Source organism: Serinibacter arcticus (assembly GCF_003121705.1).
Lineage (GTDB): Bacteria > Actinomycetota > Actinomycetes > Actinomycetales > Beutenbergiaceae > Litorihabitans.
Genome location: NZ_PYHR01000002.1, coordinates 3846462 through 3866492, shown reverse-complemented (window position 1 = coordinate 3866492; position 20031 = coordinate 3846462). Strand labels below are relative to the sequence as shown.

At 72.3% G+C, this 20031-nt stretch carries 16 protein-coding genes and 1 pseudogene; 6 read left to right on the top strand and 11 right to left on the bottom strand.

Annotation, left to right across the window (positions count from 1 at the left end; genetic code table 11):
• Nucleotides 1-5: 5 nt before the first annotated feature.
• The 8 genes from C8046_RS17165 to C8046_RS17130 all read right to left on the bottom strand — a co-directional run bounded on the left by C8046_RS17165 (nucleotide 6) and on the right by C8046_RS17130 (nucleotide 11103).
• Nucleotides 6-2087 (bottom strand): acyltransferase family protein, encoded by a 2082-nt coding sequence (locus C8046_RS17165; RefSeq protein WP_109230489.1) that lies wholly within the window; start codon nucleotides 2085-2087, stop codon nucleotides 6-8.
• Between the two features lie 2 nt (nucleotides 2088-2089).
• The gene (locus tag C8046_RS17160) at nucleotides 2090-2833 is read right to left on the bottom strand and encodes an ABC transporter ATP-binding protein (RefSeq protein WP_235866385.1); all 744 of its coding nucleotides are present in this window, start codon (nucleotides 2831-2833) and stop codon (nucleotides 2090-2092) included.
• A 1-nt stretch (nucleotide 2834) separates the two neighbouring features.
• Nucleotides 2835-3728 (bottom strand): ABC transporter permease, encoded by an 894-nt coding sequence (locus tag C8046_RS17155; RefSeq protein ID WP_235866384.1) that lies wholly within the window; start codon nucleotides 3726-3728, stop codon nucleotides 2835-2837.
• Entirely contained in the window at nucleotides 3721-5733 is a 2013-nt protein-coding gene (locus tag C8046_RS17150) for a glycosyltransferase (protein WP_109230488.1), read from the bottom strand. Before C8046_RS17150 ends, C8046_RS17155 begins: the two co-directional genes overlap by 8 nt.
• Entirely contained in the window at nucleotides 5733-6899 is a 1167-nt protein-coding gene (gene glf / locus C8046_RS17145) for a UDP-galactopyranose mutase (RefSeq protein WP_109230487.1), read from the bottom strand. Before glf ends, C8046_RS17150 begins: the two co-directional genes overlap by 1 nt.
• A 130-nt stretch (nucleotides 6900-7029) precedes the next feature.
• Nucleotides 7030-9201: an acyltransferase family protein gene (locus C8046_RS17140; RefSeq protein ID WP_158277257.1), complete on the bottom strand. Its 2172-nt coding sequence runs from the start codon at nucleotides 9199-9201 to the stop codon at nucleotides 7030-7032.
• An 83-nt stretch (nucleotides 9202-9284) separates the two neighbouring features.
• A complete protein-coding gene (locus tag C8046_RS17135) occupies nucleotides 9285-10130 on the bottom strand; it encodes a glycosyltransferase (protein WP_109231019.1) in 846 nt (281 codons plus the stop codon).
• A complete protein-coding gene (locus C8046_RS17130; protein WP_235866383.1) occupies nucleotides 10123-11103 on the bottom strand; it encodes a glycosyltransferase in 981 nt (326 codons plus the stop codon). The genes C8046_RS17135 and C8046_RS17130 overlap by 8 nt, the downstream gene beginning before the upstream one ends.
• A gap of 166 nt (nucleotides 11104-11269) precedes the next feature.
• On the opposite strand from C8046_RS17130, the gene C8046_RS17125 reads away from it, so the two are divergent.
• From C8046_RS17125 to C8046_RS17110, 4 genes are all read left to right on the top strand, one after another.
• Nucleotides 11270-12577 carry an LCP family protein gene (locus C8046_RS17125; protein ID WP_146197207.1) on the top strand — a complete coding sequence of 436 codons (1308 nt, stop codon included), beginning with the start codon at nucleotides 11270-11272 and terminating at the stop codon, nucleotides 12575-12577.
• A 399-nt stretch (nucleotides 12578-12976) separates the two neighbouring features.
• The gene (locus tag C8046_RS17120) at nucleotides 12977-14110 is read left to right on the top strand and encodes an LCP family protein (RefSeq protein ID WP_235866382.1); all 1134 of its coding nucleotides are present in this window, start codon (nucleotides 12977-12979) and stop codon (nucleotides 14108-14110) included.
• The gene (locus C8046_RS17115; RefSeq protein ID WP_109230483.1) at nucleotides 14107-14553 is read left to right on the top strand and encodes a CoA-binding protein; all 447 of its coding nucleotides are present in this window, start codon (nucleotides 14107-14109) and stop codon (nucleotides 14551-14553) included. Before C8046_RS17120 ends, C8046_RS17115 begins: the two co-directional genes overlap by 4 nt.
• Entirely contained in the window at nucleotides 14550-15119 is a 570-nt protein-coding gene (locus C8046_RS17110) for a dTDP-4-dehydrorhamnose 3,5-epimerase family protein (RefSeq protein ID WP_109230482.1), read from the top strand. The genes C8046_RS17115 and C8046_RS17110 overlap by 4 nt, the downstream gene beginning before the upstream one ends.
• 26 nt (nucleotides 15120-15145) lie before the next feature.
• On the opposite strand, the gene manA is transcribed toward C8046_RS17110, so the two are convergent.
• Nucleotides 15146-16372 (bottom strand): mannose-6-phosphate isomerase, class I, encoded by a 1227-nt coding sequence (manA, locus tag C8046_RS17105; RefSeq protein WP_235866381.1) that lies wholly within the window; start codon nucleotides 16370-16372, stop codon nucleotides 15146-15148.
• Nucleotides 16373-16476: 104 nt separating this feature from the next.
• Here manA and C8046_RS20275 point away from each other — a divergent pair.
• Both C8046_RS20275 and purE read left to right on the top strand, forming a co-directional pair.
• Nucleotides 16477-17558: pseudogene (locus C8046_RS20275) on the top strand (5-(carboxyamino)imidazole ribonucleotide synthase).
• Between the two features lie 5 nt (nucleotides 17559-17563).
• Nucleotides 17564-18106, top strand: a complete 543-nt coding sequence (purE, locus tag C8046_RS17095) for a 5-(carboxyamino)imidazole ribonucleotide mutase (protein WP_109231017.1) — start codon at nucleotides 17564-17566, stop codon at nucleotides 18104-18106.
• On the opposite strand, the gene C8046_RS17090 is transcribed toward purE, so the two are convergent.
• Nucleotides 18093-18674, bottom strand: coding sequence for a GtrA family protein (locus C8046_RS17090; RefSeq protein WP_199224508.1), 582 nt, complete (start codon nucleotides 18672-18674; stop codon nucleotides 18093-18095). The genes purE and C8046_RS17090 overlap by 14 nt on opposite strands.
• Complete coding sequence (locus C8046_RS17085) at nucleotides 18671-19993, bottom strand: ATP-binding protein (RefSeq protein WP_109230480.1); 1323 nt, start codon at nucleotides 19991-19993, stop codon at nucleotides 18671-18673. The genes C8046_RS17090 and C8046_RS17085 overlap by 4 nt, the downstream gene beginning before the upstream one ends.
• Nucleotides 19994-20031 lie beyond the last annotated feature (38 nt).

Below are 20031 nucleotides of genomic sequence, written 5' to 3'. Positions count from 1 at the left end.
GTCGATCATGCGTCCAGCCACGCCATGGCGGGTCGGAGAGCCGTCCGAAGGCTCCGGGCGTAGGTGTCGGTGAGGTGGTTGTCACGGTAGACGAGCACGTTGCCCTCGACGGACGTGCACTCGCTCTCGCGACACACGTGGTCGGTGAGGTCCACGACGGACGCGCCCTCCAGCGACGTCGCTGCCTCGACGAGCGGGTCCGGCTGCTCCTCGAGGATCGACCTCGGCGCCGTGCAGTCGCTCGGGTCGTCGTCCTGGGCCACGCAGTCGGGGGCGCTGAAGGGCAGGAACGGGGTGTCCCGCACCACGACGATCTCGATCCCGGCCTCGACCAGGGGCGTGAGGGCGTCGAGGTAGCCTCCCACCATCTCCTCGTAGGTGACGCCGGACCACCCCAACGCCTCCCGGTAGCCGTACGCCGTCATCGCCGACAGCACGACGACGTCGGGGTCCTCCGCCAGGATCAGGTCGCTCGAGCGGTGGTTCTGGTCGGCGCACTGGTCGGGCACGCCGTCGACGTGGCTCGGCGGGAGGTAGGAGAACGGGCAGCCGTTGCGCACGAGCGCCGTGAGCTCGAAGCCCTCGGCGCCGGCCAGGTCGGCGAGCGGCGTGCTGAGCACGCCCGCGTGCGAGTCGCCCACGAGGACCATCTCCCGCTCGGCCTCAGCCGGGCCGTAGCGGCACGTCGTCGCCGGTCGTTCCGGGTCCGGGGTGGTGAGGTCGTGCTCGATGCAGCGATCACGGTTGACGAGCGCCACGTCCTCGAACGCGACGAGCGGGTCGGGGGCGACCGGCATCGGGAGCGTGGTCGCGCCCGCGAACACGAGCGCTCCCGGGTACTCCTGGGCCTGCAGATCCGCACCGCTCGCGAGCTGACGGTCGATGACGACGAGGGGGATGCCCGCCCCGGCCGCGACGCCGGTCGCCACCGCGATCCCCGTGGCGACGATGCGCACCTGCGAGCGGCGTGCCCGTGCGGGGCGCGTCACCGACCGCGTGCGGAACGGGCGCTCGACGAACCTCTCCGAGAGTCCGGCGGCCACGAGGCTGACGGCGATCACCAGCGGACCGTCGAGCGCCCCAAGCGTCGGGCCCACCAGGGCCAGAGCCACGACCACCACCGGCCAGTGCCACAGGTAGAGGCTGTAGGACACGTCGCCGACCCACGTCAACGGGCGCGCCTGCAGTCCGACCGTCACGAGCCCGGGCTCGTGCCCGCTTCCGGCCGCCAGCATGAGGACGGTCCCGATCACCGGCAGCAGCGCCAGCATCCCGGGGAAGGGCATCCCCGTCGTCAGGACGGCGGACGTCAGCAGCACGAGGAGCAGTCCGACGGCTCCCATGACCTGGGACGTCAGCCGCCCCACCGTCACCCGTCGCAGCACCAGTGCCGCGACGCCGCCGAGCACCAGCTCCCAGGCACGGGTCAGCGTCGAGAAGTAGGCGACGCCGGGATCGTTCGCCGTCTGCACCACGGACCACAGCAGCGAGGCCGCCGCGAGCCCGAGCAGGACGACGACGATCGTCGGCGCGAGTCGGAGCCCCGCGCGGCGGACCAGGAACCCGATCGACAGCAGCAGGATCGGCACGACGATGTAGAACTGCTCCTCGATCGCCAGCGACCAGAAGTGCTGGAAGGGCGAGACGCCGGCCGTGGCCTCGGCGTAGGAGTCGGGACCGAAGGCGAACCTCCAGTTGGCCACCTGGAGCGAGGCCGCGACGCCGTCCCCGAGACTCCGGCGCAGCTGCGACGCCGGCAGCACGAGGAAGGCGAGGATCGTCGTCACCACGATGACGACCGAGGCGGCCGGGAGGAGGCGACGGACGCGCCGGGCGTAGAACGCCGTCAGGCCGACCGTTCCGGTCCGCTCGAGCTCGCGCGCCAGCGAACCGATGATCAGGAAGCCGGAGATCACGAAGAACACGTCGACCCCGACGAAGCCACCCGGCAGCACCCCTGGCCAGACGTGGTAGACGACCACGACACCGACGGCGAGGGCGCGCAGGCCCTGGATGTCGAGCCGGGGGGTGTGCCCCGGGGCGGCCGTGCTGCGCCGCTCGGCCGTGGGGGCGGAGGCGTGCCGCATCGTCAGGCGGGTTCGGGCTCGCCGCGCATCTGCCGGACGACCGCGTCAGCGCTCGAGTCGGCCACCAGCCGACCCTTCTCCAGCAGGACGGCGCGCGAGCACAGCTTGGCGACCATGTCCAGGTCGTGGCTCACGATCACGAGGGTCCGGCCCTCGTCGCGGAGCTCCTTGATGCGGGTGATGCACTTCTTCTGGAAGGGCTCGTCCCCGACGGCGAGGATCTCGTCGACGAGGAACACCTCCGGATCGGTGTGGACCGCGACGGCGAACGCCAGGCGCAGGAACATGCCCGAGGAGTAGAACTTCACCTCGGTGTCGATGAACTGCTCGATCTCGGAGAACGCGACGATCTCGTCGAAGCGCGCCCGGATCTGCGCCTCGGTCATCCCGAGGATCGCGCCGTTGAGGAAGACGTTCTCGCGCCCCGTCAGGTCGGGGTGGAACCCGGCCCCGACCTCGATCAGGCCTGCCAGCCGTCCCCGCACGCCGATCGTGCCCTCGTCGGGGGTGAGCACGCCCGAGATGCACTTGAGCAGGGTCGACTTGCCCGACCCGTTGAAGCCGAGCAGGGCGAGCGTCTCGCCCTCGCGGACCTCGAGGTCGACGCCGTCGAGCGCGGTGAACGAGTCGGCCTCGGCGCGCCGTCCCCGCACCGCGCGCGAGGCCATCTCCTTGAGGGAGTGGACGTGCTTCAGGGTGAACTGCTTGGTCAGGTTGTCGACGATGATCGTCGTGTCGGTGGCCACGTCACAGCTCCTGGGCAAAGTTGCGGGACATGCGACGGAAGATGCGGTCACCGATGACGAGCAGGATGGCGCACGCCGCGAGGGCGATGAGGCCGCGGTCGACCACGTGGTCGACGATCGCCCCCTCGCGCGAGGCGGCGTCCGCTGCCGGCCACCAGAAGGCGCGGTGGAAGAGCTCGACGGCGATCGTGAGCGGGTTGTTCTCGTAGATCCGCATCAGGACGCTGTCGGCGCCGAAGGTGTCGCGCACCGTGGCGATCGGGTAGAGCACCGGCGAGAACCAGATCGAGACCATGAGGATGAGGTCGACGATGTTCTCGATGTCGCGGTAGGCGACGTTGATCGCGCCGAACGCGAGACCCAGCCCCAGCGCGAGGCAGAGCACGATGAGGACCGCCAGGACGGCGGCCCCGAGCTCGACGGGGCCGGGGCGCCAGCCGGCGACCACCGCCCCGATCATCAGCACGATCAGCTGGGGGACGAAGTGCACCAGCGCGACGAGCACCGACGAGACCGGGAACATCTGTCGCGGCAGGTAGATCTTGTTCACCAGCGCCCCGTTGGCGACCACCGAGCGGGTGGCGTTGCCGAGAATCTCGGAGAACAGGTTGATGATCACGATGCCGCTGAAGAGGTAGACCGCGAACGGCGGCAGCATGCCGCGCATCCCGAGGAAGTTCCCCATCACGAAGAAGAACACGACGAACTGCACGCCGGGCTTCACGTAGGACCAGGCCAGCCCCAGGAAGGAGGCCTGGTACCTGACGCGCAGCTCTTTGCGCACGATCAGACGGAGCAGGTACCGCTGGCCGAACACGTCGACCAGACCGCGGCTGCGGCCCGGCCGCTCGAAGCCCGGCGGCAGCGCCGCGGGCGCGGTGGTGCCGTCAGTCACGGTGCTGGGACGGGTTGTCCGCGAAGGTCTTCTCCCACGCCTCGAACGAGGTCAGGTCGGCCAGGGCGTCGCGGTACTCGGTGCTGAGCGAGGACCAGCGGCGCTGCAGCTCGACGTGGAGCATCGCGACCTCGGCCAGCTGGGCTCGCAGCTTCGCCGGGTTGCGGCGGTACCACGCGACCCCGGTGCCGTCGGCGTTGGTCACGAGCGCGCTGTCGTACTGCGCGAGACGCCACCACCGGGCGTCCTGGAACGCGATCTCGTCCTGCGGAGCGGTCTTCGCACGGTCGGACAGCGGCTCGGCGAGCTGGCGGAGCGTCGTGCGTGCCGTGAACGGCACGAGCGAACGGATGCTCGGCGGACGCAGGCCACGGCCCTTGTTCTTGGGCTTGCCACGGTCGACGGCCGGGAACTCGTCGGCGTCGGACTTGTACACGGCGTCGTCGAACTGCTTCGCCATGCCGCGGATCTCCGGCAGGACGGTTCCGATCTGTCCGTGGAGCGCTCCCGGGCCCTTGAGCAGGTCCCGCAGGCCGCGGATGCGGCCGGCCTGGGTGTAGTACTGCATCGAGAGCAGGTGCTTGACGTCGCTCATGATGGCTTCCTTGAACGCGCCACCACCGTTGGCGTACTGCGAGTAGAGCAGCGCGACGATGAGGCGGTTCTTGGTGTGGAAGTAGGCCTGCCACCCCACCAGGTCGTCCTTGTCGATCCAGGACATGTGCCAGACGCCGGCGCCGGGCAGCGACACCGTCGGGTAGCCGGCTGCCTTGGCGCGCAGCCCGTACTCGGCGTCGTCCCACTTGATGAAGATCGGGAGCGACAGACCGAGCTCGCGCACGACCTCGACCGGGATGAGCGTGCTCCACCAGCCGTTGTAGTCCACGTCGGCGCGGCGGTGCAGCCACGACGTCGATCGCAGACCCGACGCGGCGAAGTCGTGCCCCATGTGGAGGTCGTCGTGGGCGACGACCGGCTGGACCCGCCACGGGTCGACGCGCTCGCCGTAGGTGTGCAGGACCGAGCGGTTGTTGAGGTCGAACATGTGCGCACCCACCAGGGTGGGACGCTTGGCGAAGTCCGCGAAGGTCACCATCCGGATGAGGCTCTCCGGCTCGACGTCGATGTCGTCGTCCATGAGGAGCACGTAGTCGGACTTCCCGCGCGTGACGACCTCGTACATCCCGCGGGAGAACCCGCCGGAGCCACCGATGTTGCCCTGCTCGACGATCTGGAGCTGCTCACCCATCTGCGCGGCGAGGGCGTCGAAGCCCTCCGTCGCGATCAGCCGGTCGGAGCCCTGGTCGACGATGATCATCTCGTCGAGAAGCTCGCGCAGGTCCGCGTCGCCCGCGACCGTCGCGATGTTCCGCAGCACGTCGTCGGTCTTGTTCAGGGTGGTCATGCCCAGCGAGAGCGAGCCGCGGCGCGGCGCGAGCTCGGCGGGGGCGGTCCACACGGCCGAGTGCACGAGAGCACCCTTGCCGGCCGCCTCGACGTCGAACCAGTACCAGCCACCGTCGCCGAACTGCTTCAGCGGGAGCTGGAACTCCACGACGCCGCGACCGTGAACGGCCTTGGACCCCACGCGCTGCTGCGCACCGCGGGCGTTGGAGCGGTAGATGATGACGTTGGCCGCCCCCGAGATGTCGACGGCGAGGCGGACGCTCGAGAGAGTCGTCCACTTCTTCCAGTACGACGCGGCGAAGCCGTTGAAGTACGTACCGAACGACGTGCGCTGACCCGAGCGGATCCGGATCGAGAACCGACCGTTGACGTCTCGCGTGGACACCCGCTCGACGCCGGAGCTGTCGACGTGCGCGTCGTCGTCGCTGCCGCTCGTCTGCGTGCTGAGCCTGATGCCCTGCTCGACGTAGAGCACGAGCGAGTCCGACTCGGCGTCGGGGGGCAGGATCACGCGCTGGAGCACGCGGTGACCCTCGGGGACGAGGACGACCTCGGCGCCTCGGGGATCCTCGACGGGAGTCTCGGTGGTGGTCGTCATCACGCGTCCTTCGTGCCGGCGAACAGCGGGGTCAGCTTGTTGTCGACCAGGCTCAGCGCGGCGCCGATGGCCATGTGCATGTCGAGGTACTGGTAGGTGCCGAGCCGGCCACCGAAGAAGACCTCGGACTCACCCTCCGTCAGCGCGCGGTAGGCGAGCAGACGCTCCCGGTCGGCGGCCGTGTTGACCGGGTAGTACGGCTCGTCGGAGCGCTCGGCGAAGCGCGAGAACTCGCGCATGATGACCGTCTTGTCGGTCGGGTAGTCGCGCTCCGGGTGGAAGTGGCGGAACTCGTGGATGCGCGTGTACGGCACCTCGGCGTCCGGGTAGTTCATCACCGGCGTGCCCTGGAAGTCGCCGACCGGGAGCACCTCCTGCTCGAAGTCCAGCGTGCGCCAGGACAGCTCGCCCTCGGCGTAGTCGAAGTAGCGGTCGACCGCACCCGTGTACAGGACCGGGACCTGGCCGACGACGGCCTGCTTGTTGATCGGCTGCGACGTGTCGAAGAAGTCGGTGTCGAGCTGGACCGTGATGTTTGGGTGGTCCGCCATCCGCTCGAGCCACGCGGTGTAGCCGTCGACGGGCAGACCCTCGTGGGTGTCGTTGAAGTAGCGGTTGTCGTACGTGTAGCGCACGGGAAGACGGGAGATGATCGACGCCGGGAGCTCGCGCGGGTCGGTCTGCCACTGCTTCGCGGTGTACTCGCGGATGAACGCCTCGTAGAGCGGGCGACCGATGAGGTTGACGCCCTGCTCGTCGAGGTTCTCCGGCGTCTTGCCGCCGAGCTCGGCGGCCTGCTCCTTGATGAGCGCACGCGCCGCGTCGGGCCCGTGGGCGCTCCGGAAGAACTGGTTGATCGTGCCGAGGTTGATCGGCATCGGGTAGACCTCCCCCTTGTGGGAGGTGTACACGCGGTGCACGTAGGAGGTGAACGCCGTGAAGCGGTTGACGTACTCCCACACGCGCTCGTTGGAGGTGTGGAAGAGGTGCGCACCGTACTGGTGGACCTCGATCCCGGTCTCCGGCTCGTTCGCGCTGTAGGCGTTGCCGCCGATGTGGGAGCGACGGTCGATCACGAGGACCTTGACCCCCCGCTCGGACGCCAGGCGCTCAGCGACGGTCAGGCCGTAGAAACCCGAACCAACAACAACCAGATCTGCGTTCACGTCATTCCCTCTGTCGACAACAACGACTGAGGCTACCTGGTCCGGCGGCCGCTCCGGCCGGTCTCGGAGGTCGTGGCGGGGATTCGTGACACTCCCCTCACCGACCTTCACGCCGCCGGCACGAGGAGCCTCACCACCAGGACACCGGGCCGAGCGCGGCGGCCAGCGCGGGGGCGAGCGTCCGCTGGTACGTGGCGGTGATGTGGTTGGAGTCGATGTAGACCATGACGTTCCCGACCACGGCGTGGCACTGCCCCTCGTCGCAGAAGGCGTCACTGAGGTCGACGGCGGTGAAGAGGTCGTCCTCGACCGCGTCGGTGAGAACGTCTCCGCCGAGCATCGTCGCGCGGTCGCCGCGGCACTGATCCGAGTCGGCACCGTTCCTCTCGACGCACGCCCTGGCGTCGTCCCGGAACCACGGGGTGTCCCTGATCGCGATGACGGGCACCCCGCTGGACATCAGGTGCTCCCAGGCCCGGACGTAGTCGGCAGGAACGTAGTCGCCGTCGACGTCCTCCCTCTCGAACCCCGGCCGCGTTCCCGTCGTCACGACGCCGACGGTCCCGCTCTGGACGACCTGCTCCATCACGGCGACGTTCCAGTCGGTGCACGAGGCGTCGGACCGGTCGTCGGAGGGCTGGTGCTCGCGAAGCAGCAGCGGGCAGCCCTGCTTGATGTAGGCGTCCACCCGCGTGCTCGCCTCCCGGGCGACGGCGTCGAGAGCGAGCGCGAAGTTCGCGCTGTGGGATCCGCCGATGAGTGCGACGCTGCGTTGGGCGTCAGGATCTCCGAGGACGCAGACCTTCACGTCGGTGTCGACCTGGTTGGTCTGCTCGCAGTTCTCCCGGCCCTCGAGCGGCCAGTCCCCGGCGGCCTCGAGAGGTCCCGGGACGAGCTCCGCATCGGGGTCCGTCGGCCAGCGTCCGGGGTCGAGCAGCGTCAACGCCCCGGGGTTCGCCTGCAGGTCGAGGTCGGTGATCCCCGTCCAGGGATTCGCGGCGCGGTGGGAGAGCCAGCCGACCGGCGTCCCCACCGTGAGGACGAGGACGGTGGCGGCCGTGACCGTGCGAGCCCAGGGCCGCCGCGGGGCGGACGGTGCGACCGCGTCGGCATCGTCGGCCGCGACGGTTGCGGGCGCCTCCACCGGTGCGGTCGACGTCGTCCGCGTGCTCGGGCTCGACGGGACGAGGCGGGTGGTCACCCAGCGCGAGGCCACGGCGATCACGCCGGACGCGATCAGGACGACCGAGCCGGCGAGCCAGCCGAGGTGCTCGCGCCCGGTCGCGGCCAGCGCGAACACCAGGACCACCCAGTGCCAGAGGTAGAACTCGTACGCGTAGCCACCCGCGACGGCGACCGGCCGCCAGGCGAGCAGGCGGCCGGCGCCGTGGATGCCCGAGGCGCCTGCGGTGATGAACGCGGCCGCGCCGAGGATCGGCAGGAGCGTCTCGGGCCCCGGGAACGTGGCGCGGGCATCCACGACGACACCTGTCGCGAGGATCATGCCGAGGCCGACGACGCCCAGCGCGACGGCGGCGACTCGCGGCAGACTCACGCGGGCGAGCACGACGGCGAGCAGCGCACCCACGAGGTACTCCCAGGCGCGGGCGAACGTGTCGAAGTAGGCGACGTCCTGGGCGACACGGACCCCGACGAGGGCGTAGACGAACGAGGCGACCGCGATGACCGCCACTCCCCGGACGAGCACCCGCCTGCGTCGGGCCTCGTCCGCCCCGAGGCGTCGGAGCAGCGTCGCGGCACCGAGCATCAGGAGGGGGAGCACCACGAAGAGCTGCCCCTGGACCGACAACGACCAGATGTGCTGCACGGGTGAGGCCATCTGGTCGGCGGCGGCGTAAGCCTGGCCCTCGAGCGCCATGCGCCAGTTCTCGGTGTAGGTCAGGGAGGCGAGAACCCCGCCGGAGACCCCGCTCCACTCCGACTGCGGCAGCAGCGTGAGCGTGCCGACGACGACGGCGAGGAGCGTGAGCACGAGCGGCGGGTAGAGACGGCGCGCAAGCCTGGCCAGGTACGGCCCGGGCTGAAGACCGCGCCCCTGCGAGAACCGTCGCAGCAGCCCGCCCCCGACGAAGAAGCCGGAGATCAGCAGGAAGACGTCGACACCGCCGGAGACCCGCCCGCCGCCCCAGACGTGGTAGCCCGCGACCAGGAGGATGGCGACCGCCCGCAACCCCTCGACGTCGTGCCGGTAGACCCTCTCACCGGGCGTCGTCGCGCGGTCGGTCGCGGGCTCCGGCGCCGAGGACGGCGCGGGCGAGGTGAGGGGGCGCGCGGAAGGCACCTGACGACCTCCGAGGGGGATCGGGGCTCGAGACGAGGGGGCGGCGATCGACCATTCTACGATCGCCGACCCCGTGCCGTGTCCTAGGCCCCGTCGGGCCCCCGGCCGCTCCGCGCGATCAGCGCGCGGTAGGCGACCTTGCGCAGCCCCTCGGGAACGAACCGGTACGCGCCGCGCACCAGGACGTTGCGCACCTGCTGGCCTCGGGACGTGAACCCGATCCGCCGCATCGCGCGCTGCAGCTCGAGCTCGGTGCGCCACTGCTCCCGGCCGCCGCGACGGGCGTAGGCGCCCTCACCGATCCGGTAGCGCACCAGCGGCTCGACGACGTTGTCGACCCGGGCTCCCGCGGCGAGCATCCGCACGAAGAGCCAGTAGTCCTCCATCCGCCCCAGCGGCTCGTAGCCACCGGCGCGCTCGACGGCGCTGCGGCGGTAGACGACGGTCGGGTGGGAGAACGGGTCGTGGAACCGGGCGTAGGACTCGATGGCCTCCTGGCCCTGACGGGGCACCCGGCTGCCGACGACGACCTGCTCGTCGTCCTCGAACTCGACCATCCCCGCGCCCACGAGGTCCAGGCCGGCCTCCACGAGCGGGACCTGGGTGGCGAACCGGTGCGGCAGGGACACGTCGTCCGCGTCGATCCGCGCGACGATCTCGTGGCTGCAGCTCTCCAGCCCGCGGGTGAGGGCGAGTGCCAGGCCCACGTTCGCCGGGATCCGGACGCGGACGACGGGCACCGGGCTGGCGGCCGCGACGTCGTCGAGCACGGCGGCCAGTGCGGCGGGGACCGGCCCGTCCTGCACGAGCACAACCTCGGCGGGGCGGAGGGTCTGCTCCTGCACCGAGGACTCGAACGCCCTGCGGAAGTGGCTCGGGCTGTCGGCGCGGTAGACCGGGACCAGCAGGGAGAACGGGGTGTCAGCCACGGCCGGCCTCCGCGCGCACGACGGCGTCCGTGACAGCCCCGAGGCCGGCCAGCGCCTCCGCGTTGGGACGGGGTGACGTCGCGACGCCGTCCCGCAGCCCCCGTCCGAGGCAGCGCAGCAGCAGCGCTCGATCGCCCGACCGCGCCACCGTCCGGACCCACCGGCGCAGCGTCGAGGCCCCGTACACCGCCTTCTCCCGGCCCGTCAGGCCGCGGGACCGCGTGAAGAGCCAGATCTTGTTGCGCACCTCGTGGTAGAACCGCTCCCCCGGGTCGGCGTCGGTGGAGGCGAGCGCCTTCGTCTTGTGCACGACGACGCTGCTGGGCACGTGGATGCCCCGACCGTCCCGGATCAGCCGGGTGGAGTACTCGAAGTCGTCGTTCCAGATGAAGTAGTCGGCGACGGGAAGTCCTCGCCGACGGATCGTGGCGGTGCTCGCCAGCATCGAGACGAAGGACGTGCTGCGGACGTTCAGGCCGTCCAGGCGCCGGGCAGCCGCGCGCTGCGACGCCGTCGCGAACGGGTTCTCCCTGGGCGTGTTCATCGGATGCTCGCTGCCGTCGGTCCAGATCACGCGCGATCCGGCGGCGTCGGCGCGGGCCGCCGCGGCGACGCGGACGAGCTCGGCCAGGGCGTCCGGCGTCGGCACGGTGTCGTCGTCCATGAGCCAGATCCACGACGGGTTGCGCTCGAGCGCGAGCGCGATGCCGGCGGCGAACCCGCCCGCGCCGCCGGTGTTGCGGGCGAGCGTGACGAGGTCCACCTCCGGGTAGGAGCCGGCGACGGCGGCGGAGTCGTCGGTGGAGGCGTTGTCCACGACGATCACGCGTTCCGGTCGGACCTCCTGCGCCCGCAGCGCGTCGAGGACCTCGACGAGCAGGTCGCGCCGGTTGTAGGCGACCACCACCGCGCACACGGGCGCGACCTCGGGCCCGGCGCTCTGGACAGGGCCGTCTGGGTCAGGATGGATCACCGGTTCACCGTACCGGCCAGCCCCGATCGGGACCGGCAGGCGAGCAGCGCGGAGGCGGCGGGGAGGTGGCTGGGAGCGCCGTCGCCCAGCGTGTGCACGAAGCCTTCACACGATGACCGTGGGCTGCTGGGCGAACGCTGACACGCAGGTCATAGCATCGGGGGCGATGCCAACGACACGTCCGCGCCGCTCCGGGGTCCCGCGCCACACCCGCCGCATACGCCGCCACACCGTTCGACGCGTCGTCGCGACGACGCTCGTGGGCGCGCTCACCTTCGTCGGGGGCGGCGCCTTCGCGGTCTACCGCAACTTCACCGGGAACGTCGGGGGCGGCCTGAACGTCGCGGAGATGCGTGAGGACGCCCCGGTCGATCCGGAGGAGCCGGTGGAGACCACCGAGGCTCCGGCCGACCCGAACGCCGGGCAGGCCCTCAACGTGCTCATGATCGGCTCCGACTCGCGCGGCGGCGAGAACCTCGCCATCGGTGGCGGCGAGGAGGACGGTGCCCGGTCGGACACGACGCTGCTCGCGCACATCCCGGCGGACCGCAGCCGGATCGACGTCGTGTCGATCCCCCGCGACCTGCTCACCGACATCCCGGCCTGCCCCGTGGACCAGGCGGATCCTGATCGCACGTCCTCCTCCCGCTCGAACGCGATGTTCAACTCGGCGTTCAGCACGGGAGCCCAGGACGGTGACGTCCACCTCGGTGCCTACTGCACGCTCCTCACGGTCGAGAAGCTGACCGGCCTGCAGGTGGACGAGTACGCGGTCGTCGACTTCGTGGGCTTCGAGCGGATGGTCGACACGATCGGCGGTGTGCCGATGTGCATCCCGGAGCCGATCGTCAGCAAGGAGGCCGACCTCGACCTCGCCGCCGGCGAGCAGGTGCTCAACGGTCAGCAGGCGCTCGGCCTCGCCCGCGCCCGCAAGATCGCCGGGAGCGACGGCAGCGACATCCAGCGCATCGACCGCCAGCAGGAGCTGCTCGCGGCGGTGATGCGCCAGGTGCTGTCGCAGAACCTCGTCACCGACCTGCCGAAGCTGATCGGCTTCCTCGACGCCGTCACGGACTCCCTCTCGGTGAGCCAGAACCTCGGGAACCCGATGCATCTCGCCGGCCTCGCCACCTCGCTCAGCAGCGTCGGCGCCGGTGGGATCACGTTCGTCACCATGCCGTTCAACTACGCCGGCAACCGCGTCGTCGAGAACGACCTGACCGGCCAGCTGTGGGAGCGGCTCCAGCAGGACCTCCCCATCACCTCCGAGGCCCCCGCCCCGGAGGCGGCCGATCCGGCGGCGCCCGACCCCGCGGCGCCCGACCCCGCCACGGACGCGCCCGACCCGGCGGCCGGCACCGAGACCGACCCCTCGGCCGAACCGGGCGTGGAGACGACCGCGCCGGCGACCCCGACCGAGCAGCCGACCGACCCCTGGAACGTGGTCTCGGGCACGGACGCCGCGGTCTGCTGACCTGGCGCGGCCGTGGCGCGTCCCGGCCGCGACGGGAGCACCGGCATCTACCCTGGCCAGCAGCCAGCGACCCCGCGGAGAGCCTTCGCGCCACCCCTGAGGAGGGCCCATGACCGACGACGCGCCTCCCCCGTCGTTCGAACCGGGCACCGGACGTCCGCTGACGCCGCGCCGACCGGCGACGCCCGCCCAGCCGGTCCAGCCTCCGGCCGTCGCGCCGCCCGAGCGTCGCGCGGTCCCGCGGAGCGCGCCCGCCTCCCCGGCCGCAGCGCCCGCCCCGCCTCCCCGCGCCAGCCCGTCTCCCGCCCGGCCGCGCCGCGCGCGGCCGCACCGCCCGTCGCTCAGCCACCCGCCGGCCGCCCGCCCGTGGCGGGGGCCCCCTCCCGCACGTCGGGCGAGGTGAACGCCACCCGCGCGATGCCGATCTCCCGCGGCGCCTCCCCCGTCGACCCCGGCGCCCCCGGCCTGCGCCCGGGCGGTCACGGCGGTGCGGGCGGTCCCGGTGGCCCCGGTGGACGTCCGCCGCGCGACGACGCTCGTCCGCCGCGCGACCCGCGCCGCTCCTCGCGCTCCGTCTACCGCCGACGCCGGCTGGTGCTCGTCGCCGTCGTCCTCGTGCTCCTGCTCGTCTGGCCGGTGGCGCTGGTGGTGTGGGCCGACGGCCGCGTCCAGCACACCGAGGCGCTCTCCGGCGCCGCGGGCACGCCGGGGACGACCTACCTCCTCGCGGGGTCGGACTCGCGCGCCGACGGCACCCTGGTCGGCGACCCGACGGCGGGTGCGCGCACCGACACGATCATGCTGCTCACCGCCCCCGGCGACGGGACCGCCTCGCTCGTCTCGCTGCCCCGCGACACGCTGGTGGAGATCCCCGGCCACGGCCAGAACAAGCTCAACGCCGCGTACTCCTTCGGCGGCGCACCCCTGCTCGTGCAGACCGTCGAGGGGCTCACCCGGATCACCGTCGACCACTACGTCGAGATCGGCATGGGTGGCGTCCAGTCGATCGTCGACGCCGTCGGCGGCGTGAACCTCTGCTGGGACGCCGAGGTGGACGACCCCGAGTCCGGGATGGTCTGGACCCCGGGCTGCCACGACGTCGACGGCGCCGCGGCCCTCGCCTTCGCCCGCATGCGCAAGTCGGACCCCACCGGGGACATCGGGCGCGGTCTGCGCCAGCAGCAGGTCATCCAGGGCGTCACCGCGAAGCTCCGCGGTCCGTCGCTGCTGCTGCCGTGGGAGCAGGTCCCGCTCGTCACCGCCGGCACCGACGCGCTCGTCACCGACCCCGGCACCGGTGTCGTCGACCTCGGCCGGATGGCCCTCACGTTCCGCGCGGCCACCGGCCCCGACGGCTTCCGCGGCTCGCCTCCGATCGGCGACCCCGACTACCGCCCGGGCAACCTCGGCTCGACCGTGCTGCTCGACGAGGCCGCCGCAGCGCTGTTCTGGCAGCAGGTGACCGACGGCACGCTCCCCACCCAGGCCGAGCAGGACGCGGCCAACGGCATCGTCCCGGAGGGACAGGAATGACCATCGACAGCACCCCGGGCACCCCGGGCACGCTCAACGACCCCGACGTCATCCGCACGCTGCTGACGACGCCGGGCCGCTGGGCCGTGGTCGGGCTCTCCACGAACACCGCGCGCGCCGCCTACGGCGTGGCCCACCTCCTGCAGGCCCTGGGCATGGAGATCGTGCCGGTCCACCCGAGCGCCCCCGTGGTGCACGGGGCGACCGGCTACGCCACGCTCGAGGACGCGCCCGGCGAGGTCGACGTCGTCGACGTCTTCGTGAACTCGTCCCTCGCCGGGGCGGTGGTCGACGACGCGATCGCCCGCGGCGCCCGCGCCGTGTGGCTCCAGCTCGACGTCGTGGACGAGGCCGCCGCCGGGCGCGCCCGGGCCGCCGGCCTCGACGTCGTCATGGACCGCTGCCCGGCCATCGAGGCCGGACGCCTAGGATTGCGGCCGTGAACGTGCGCATCGACGACTTCCGGACCGAGACCACCGCGATCGACGGGCTCGTCGTCGTCCGCATGAAGCAGATCCACGACGAGCGCGGCACGATCCGCGAGTTCTTCCGCGCCAGCGCGATGGCGGACGCCGGTCTCCACGCCGGCCCCTGGCAGCAGCTCAACCTCACGGAGACGTCGCACGGCGCTCTCCGCGGCCTGCACGGCGAGGCGATGACGAAGCTCGTCTCCGTCGTCCGCGGGTCCGTCTTCGGCGCCTACGTCGACGCGCGCCCCGGGTCGCCGACGGTCGGAGCCGTCGTCACCGTGCCGATCGAGGTCGGCGTCCAGGTGCTCGTCCCCCAGGGTGTGCTGAACGGCTTCCAGTCCACCAGCGAGGGCACCAGCCAGTACCTGTACTGCTTCGACCAGGAGTGGCGCCCGGGCATGGCCGGGTCCGCCATCAGCCCGCTGGACCCCGAGCTCGCCATCGCGTGGCCCGTGCCGGTCGACCCCGAGAACCGGTCCCAGCTGTCGGCCAAGGACGCGGCGGCCCCGATGCTCGCGGAGATCCTCGCCGCCTCCTGAGCACTCGGGGAACCACTGACGTCCTCCTACGGCACCCCGGCGCGCACGAGGCGCCCGTGACCGCGGACGACGGGGTCCTCGCCGTCGGCCAGGAACACCGCCGCCCCGCGCGGGAGCCGCTCGACGACGTCGCCGAGGCACAGCTCCAGGTCGCCCTCGATCGCGAGCACGATCCGGGGTCCGCCGCCGTCGATCTCCACCGGGCGCTCGTCGACCGTGAGGACCGCGAGCTCGAAGTCCTCCACCGGGGCGTAGAAGACCTCCACACCGCTGCGGGCGTGCTCGGGCGCGAGCCGGATCGGCGGGGCCGGGCGGACGTCGACGATGTCCAGCAGAGCCCGGGCGTCGCGGTGCTTGCTCGTCATGGCGGCCCGCACCACGTTGTCCGAGCTCGCCATCACCTCGACCCCGAGCCCGGCGATGTAGGCGTGCACGGCGCCCGCGGGGACGAACATCGCCTCGCCCGGCCGCAGCGTCACGGGGTTGAGCAGGAGCGAGGCGAGGATGCCGCGGTCACCGGGGTGCTCACGGGCGATCCGCAGCGCGATGGTGTCGGCGTGCTCCGACGGGCTCGTCCCCGACTCGAGCCGGGCGGCGATCCGCTCGACGGCGACCCCGACGTCGGCGTCGCGGTCCCTGGCCCCCAGGAGCACGTACTCGAACGCCGAGCGGACGCCCTGCGCCGAGTGGCCGTACCGCAGCCGCTCGATCGTCGAGGTGATGAGCGGGGTGCCGAGGCCGTCGAGGATCTCGGCGGCGCGGCGCGGTGTGCGGAACCCGCTCAGGGCCTCGAAGGTCGTCAGGGCGTAGAGCATCTCGGGCTTGTGGTTGGTGTCGCGGTAGGTCCGGTGGTCGGCCGCGGCGGGCACGCCCGACCGCTCCTCGCGCACCCAGCCCACGGCCGCCTGCTCCAGCGAGGGGTGGACCTGGAGGGACAGCGGGGACACGGGGGCGACCAGCTTGAGCAGGAAGGGGAGCTCGGCGCCGAACCGCTCGACGACGTCCTCACCCAGCAGCAGGCGCGGGTCCCGTGCGACGACGTCGGCCAGGGTGGGCCACGTCTCGCGACCGTCCGGCCCGTCCGAAGCCTCGTCGGTGTGCGGGACGACGAGGCTGGAGCCGTGGGCGTGCGCCCCGAACCAGGCCTCGGCCACGGCGGACCCGTCGGCGCTCTCCCCGAGGAGCTCGGGGATGGCGGTCGTGGAGCCCCAGTCGTAGTGACGCAGGGCAGGTGCGAGACGGTACAAGGGCACTCCCAGGGCGTGGACCGGACGCGACGAGCCTACGGGGCCTCGCCTAGGCTGGCGGACATGACTTCCCCCGCGTCGCCGTCGTCGGCGGTGGTCAGCTCGCCCGCATGATGGCGCAGGCCGCCGTCGGTCTGCAGGTCCACCTCACGGTCCTCGTCGAGTCCGCCACGTCCTCGACGGCGCAGGTCGTGCCCGACTCGGTCGTGGGCTCCGCGAGCGACGCCGACGCGCTGCGCGCGCTCGCGCAGGGGGCGGACGTCCTCACGTTCGAGCACGAGCACGTGCCGAACGAGACGCTGGCCGAGCTGCGGGCCGCGGGCCACGCCGTCGAGCCCCGCCCCGAGGCCCTGATCCACGCGCAGGACAAGATCGTGATGCGGCGCCGCCTCGGTGAGCTCGACGTGCCGTGCCCGCGCTGGGCCGCGGCCGAGGATGCCGCGGCGGTGCTGGCGTTCGGCGACGACGTCGGCTGGCCGATCATCGCCAAGACCCCCGCGGCGGCTACGACGGCAAGGGCGTGCGCGTGCTGTCGCGCGAGGAGGCGCAGGCCTGGGAGCTGGACTGGTCCTGGCCGGTGCTGCTGGAGGAGAAGGTCCCCTTCGCTCGCGAGCTCGCGGTGCTCGTCGCCCGCCGTCCGAGCGGCGAGATGCGGACGTGGCCCGTCGTCCAGACGATCCAGCGCGGCGGCGTGTGCGCCGAGGTGCTCTCCCCCGCGCCCGACCTCAGCCCGACGGCGGTCCGCCAGGCCGAGGGCATCGGCCGGCTGGTGGCCGAGGGCCTCGGGGTCACCGGCGTCCTGGCCGTGGAGCTGTTCGAGGTCGACGGCGAGCTCGTGGTCAACGAGCTCGCGATGCGCCCGCACAACTCCGGTCACGTGACGATCGACGCCCACACCACCTCGCAGTTCGAGCAGCACCTGCGCGCCGTCCTCGACCTCCCGCTCGGCGCGACCGACCAGCGCGAACCGCACGCCGTCATGGCCAACCTGCTCGGCAGCGACCTGGCCGACCCCACCAGCGCCTACCCGCAGCTGCTGGCCGAGCTGCCGCACGCCAAGGTGCACCTGTACGGCAAGGAGGTGCGCCCGGGACGCAAGCTGGGGCACGTCACCGTCGTCGGGGACGACCTCGAGGTCCTTCGTCGCGACGCCGCCCGCGCGATCGCGATCCTGTCCGGACAGGGAGAGTGAGCACGATGACGCAGTCGCAGCAGCCGGTGGTCGGGATCGTCATGGGGTCGGACTCCGACTGGCCCACGATGGAGGCCGCGGCCACCGCCCTGGCCGAGTTCGACGTCGCCGTCGAGGTCGACGTCGTCTCGGCGCACCGGATGCCGACCGAGATGATCGAGTACGGACGGAGCGCGGCCGACCGGGGCCTGCGCGTAATCGTCGCCGGGGCCGGCGGCGCCGCGCACCTGCCCGGCATGCTCGCCGCCGTCACCCCGCTCCCCGTCATCGGCGTGCCGGTGCCGCTGCGCCATCTCGACGGCATGGACTCGCTGCTCTCCATCGTGCAGATGCCCGCCGGGGTCCCCGTCGCCACCGTGTCGATCGGCGGCGCCCGGAACGCCGGGCTGCTCGCCGCCCGCATCCTCGCCTCGGGCACGGACGAGGAGTCGCTGCGGCTGCGCGCCGCGATGGTCGCGTTCCAGGCGGAGCTCGCCGACGTCGCCCGCGCGAAGGGCGCGCGGCTGCGCAGCTCGCGGAGCACCACGACGGGCTTCAGCGCCTCCTGAGCCGCCGGCCCTCGCCGTCGCCGTTGCCGAAGGTCCAGAACCGGTTCACGAGGAAGTTCACCGGCATCGTGCACACGATGGCGACGAGCTGCGCCCAGTACTCGCGCGAGGAGAGCCCGACCTCCTCGTTGAACCACGGTTCGGGCAGGTAGATCGGCGAGTCCGGGTGCGTGAGGGCGATCTTCATCGCCAGCCCGACGACGGCCGCGACGCTCCCGACCAGGAGGAACCGCCAGAACTCCGACCACCACCGGCTGCGCGCGGCGCCGCCGAACGTCCAGGTGCGGTTGAGCTGGAAGTTGAACACGACGGCGACGAGGAACGAGGCCACCCAGACGAGCGCCGTGAACCGCACGTTGAAGTCGGTCCCCGGCAGCCCGAACAGGATCGCCTGGGAGTTGCGGGTGCCGCCGTTGAGCCTGTTCAGGATGATCGCCACGAGCATGTTGACCACGACGCCGCCGCCACCGACGACGGCGAACCGCAGCGCCTGCCGGAGGGTCGAGGAGCGGTGGCCGGGGGCCGGGGGCGTACGGGGCGTACGGGGCCGCGGCGACGTCGTCGTCACGGCCGGCGCCGCCGTCGACCCACCGCCACAAGGGAGCCCGGGGGCAGCACGTGGTCGGGGTCGAGCGCGGTCGGGACCGCACTGAGGAACACCTGGAAGACCGCGGGGACCGCCTTGACGAGCTCGAGCTTGCCGCCGTCGGCCGCCGTGAGGTCGCGCGCGAGGGCCAGGCCCAGACCGGTGCTCTTCCCGCCCGAGACGGAGCGCTCGAAGATGCGCGGGGCGATGTCCGCCGGCACCCCGGCGCCCTCGTCGCTCACCTCGATGACGACCGACTGGCGGGTCGAGGCGGGGCGGCAGACCACGCGCGTGGTGCCGTCGCCGTACTTGAGGGAGTTCTCCAGGAGGGTCGCGAGCACCTGCGCGAGCGCGCCCGGCGTCGCGAGCACCGACGTCGAGCCGGCGGAGTCGAACACGAGCGTCCGGCCCGCCTTCGCGTAGGTGGGCCCCCACTCGCTCTCCTGCTGGCTGAACACCTCCTTGAGGTGCACCACCTCGGTCGTGCCGCCCGCGGACTTGCGCGAGGTCTTGAGGAGGTCGTCCACGACGCCGACGAGGCGCTCCACCTGCTCGAGCGCGATCCGGGCCTCCTCCTGCACCTCCTCCTCGGCCGCCATCAGCTGGATCTCCTCCAGCCGCATGGACAGCGCCGTCAGCGGGGTGCGCAGCTGGTGGCTGGCGTCCGCGCTGAACTGGCGCTCGGCCGCGAGTCGCGCCGCGAGCCGGTCGGAGGTCCGTGACAGCTCGGCGGCCACGAGATCGATCTCCTCGATGCCGGAGTCCTCCGTGCGCGGCCGCACCTGACCGGAACCGAGCTGCTCGGCGCTGGCGGCGAGGTAGATCAGGGGGGCGGCCACGCGGCGGGCCTGGAAGCGCGCGACGGCGACCGCGGCCGCCGTCGCGATGAGGGCGGCGAGACCGACGAAGATGACGACCTGCGCCATCCGGAACGCCATCGCGTCGCCCGAGATGGCGACCTGGACGTTGGCGCCGGACGCCGTCTCCATGCGGGCCACGACGGCGCGGTCGGGCCACTCGTCGCCGACCTCGACCACCTCGCCGCGGGCGGGCGTCACGCGGATGCTCAGCGGGAGCTGGCTGCCCTCACCGACCCAGGGGCTGAGCAGGTCCTCGGTGATGGGCTCGTTGATCGCGGCCCGGCGCTCGACGGCGCGCGCCACCGCGAGCGTGCGAACCTCGAGGTTGTCCTCGATCCCGCCCCGCACCGTGAGGGCGCTGAAGATGCCGACGGGCACGCCGATGAGCACGACGGCGACCAGCACCGCCGCGATCGTCGCCTGCAGGAGTCGGCGTTGCACGGGTCAGCCCTGCCGGTGCCCGCGCCGCGGGGAGGGGC

What these genes read in the sequence shown, in the direction of transcription:
- C8046_RS17150 (WP_109230488.1), bottom strand. Translation starts at nt 5,733, where the DNA reads ATGACGACCACCACCGAGACTCCCGTCGAGGATCCCCGAGGCGCCGAG.
- C8046_RS17165 (WP_109230489.1), bottom strand. Translation starts at nt 2,087, where the DNA reads ATGCGGCACGCCTCCGCCCCCACGGCCGAGCGGCGCAGCACGGCCGCC.
- C8046_RS17115 (WP_109230483.1), top strand. Translation starts at nt 14,107, where the DNA reads ATGACCATCGACAGCACCCCGGGCACCCCGGGCACGCTCAACGACCCC.
- purE (WP_109231017.1), top strand. Translation starts at nt 17,564, where the DNA reads ATGACGCAGTCGCAGCAGCCGGTGGTCGGGATCGTCATGGGGTCGGAC.
- C8046_RS17125 (WP_146197207.1), top strand. Translation starts at nt 11,270, where the DNA reads ATGCCAACGACACGTCCGCGCCGCTCCGGGGTCCCGCGCCACACCCGC.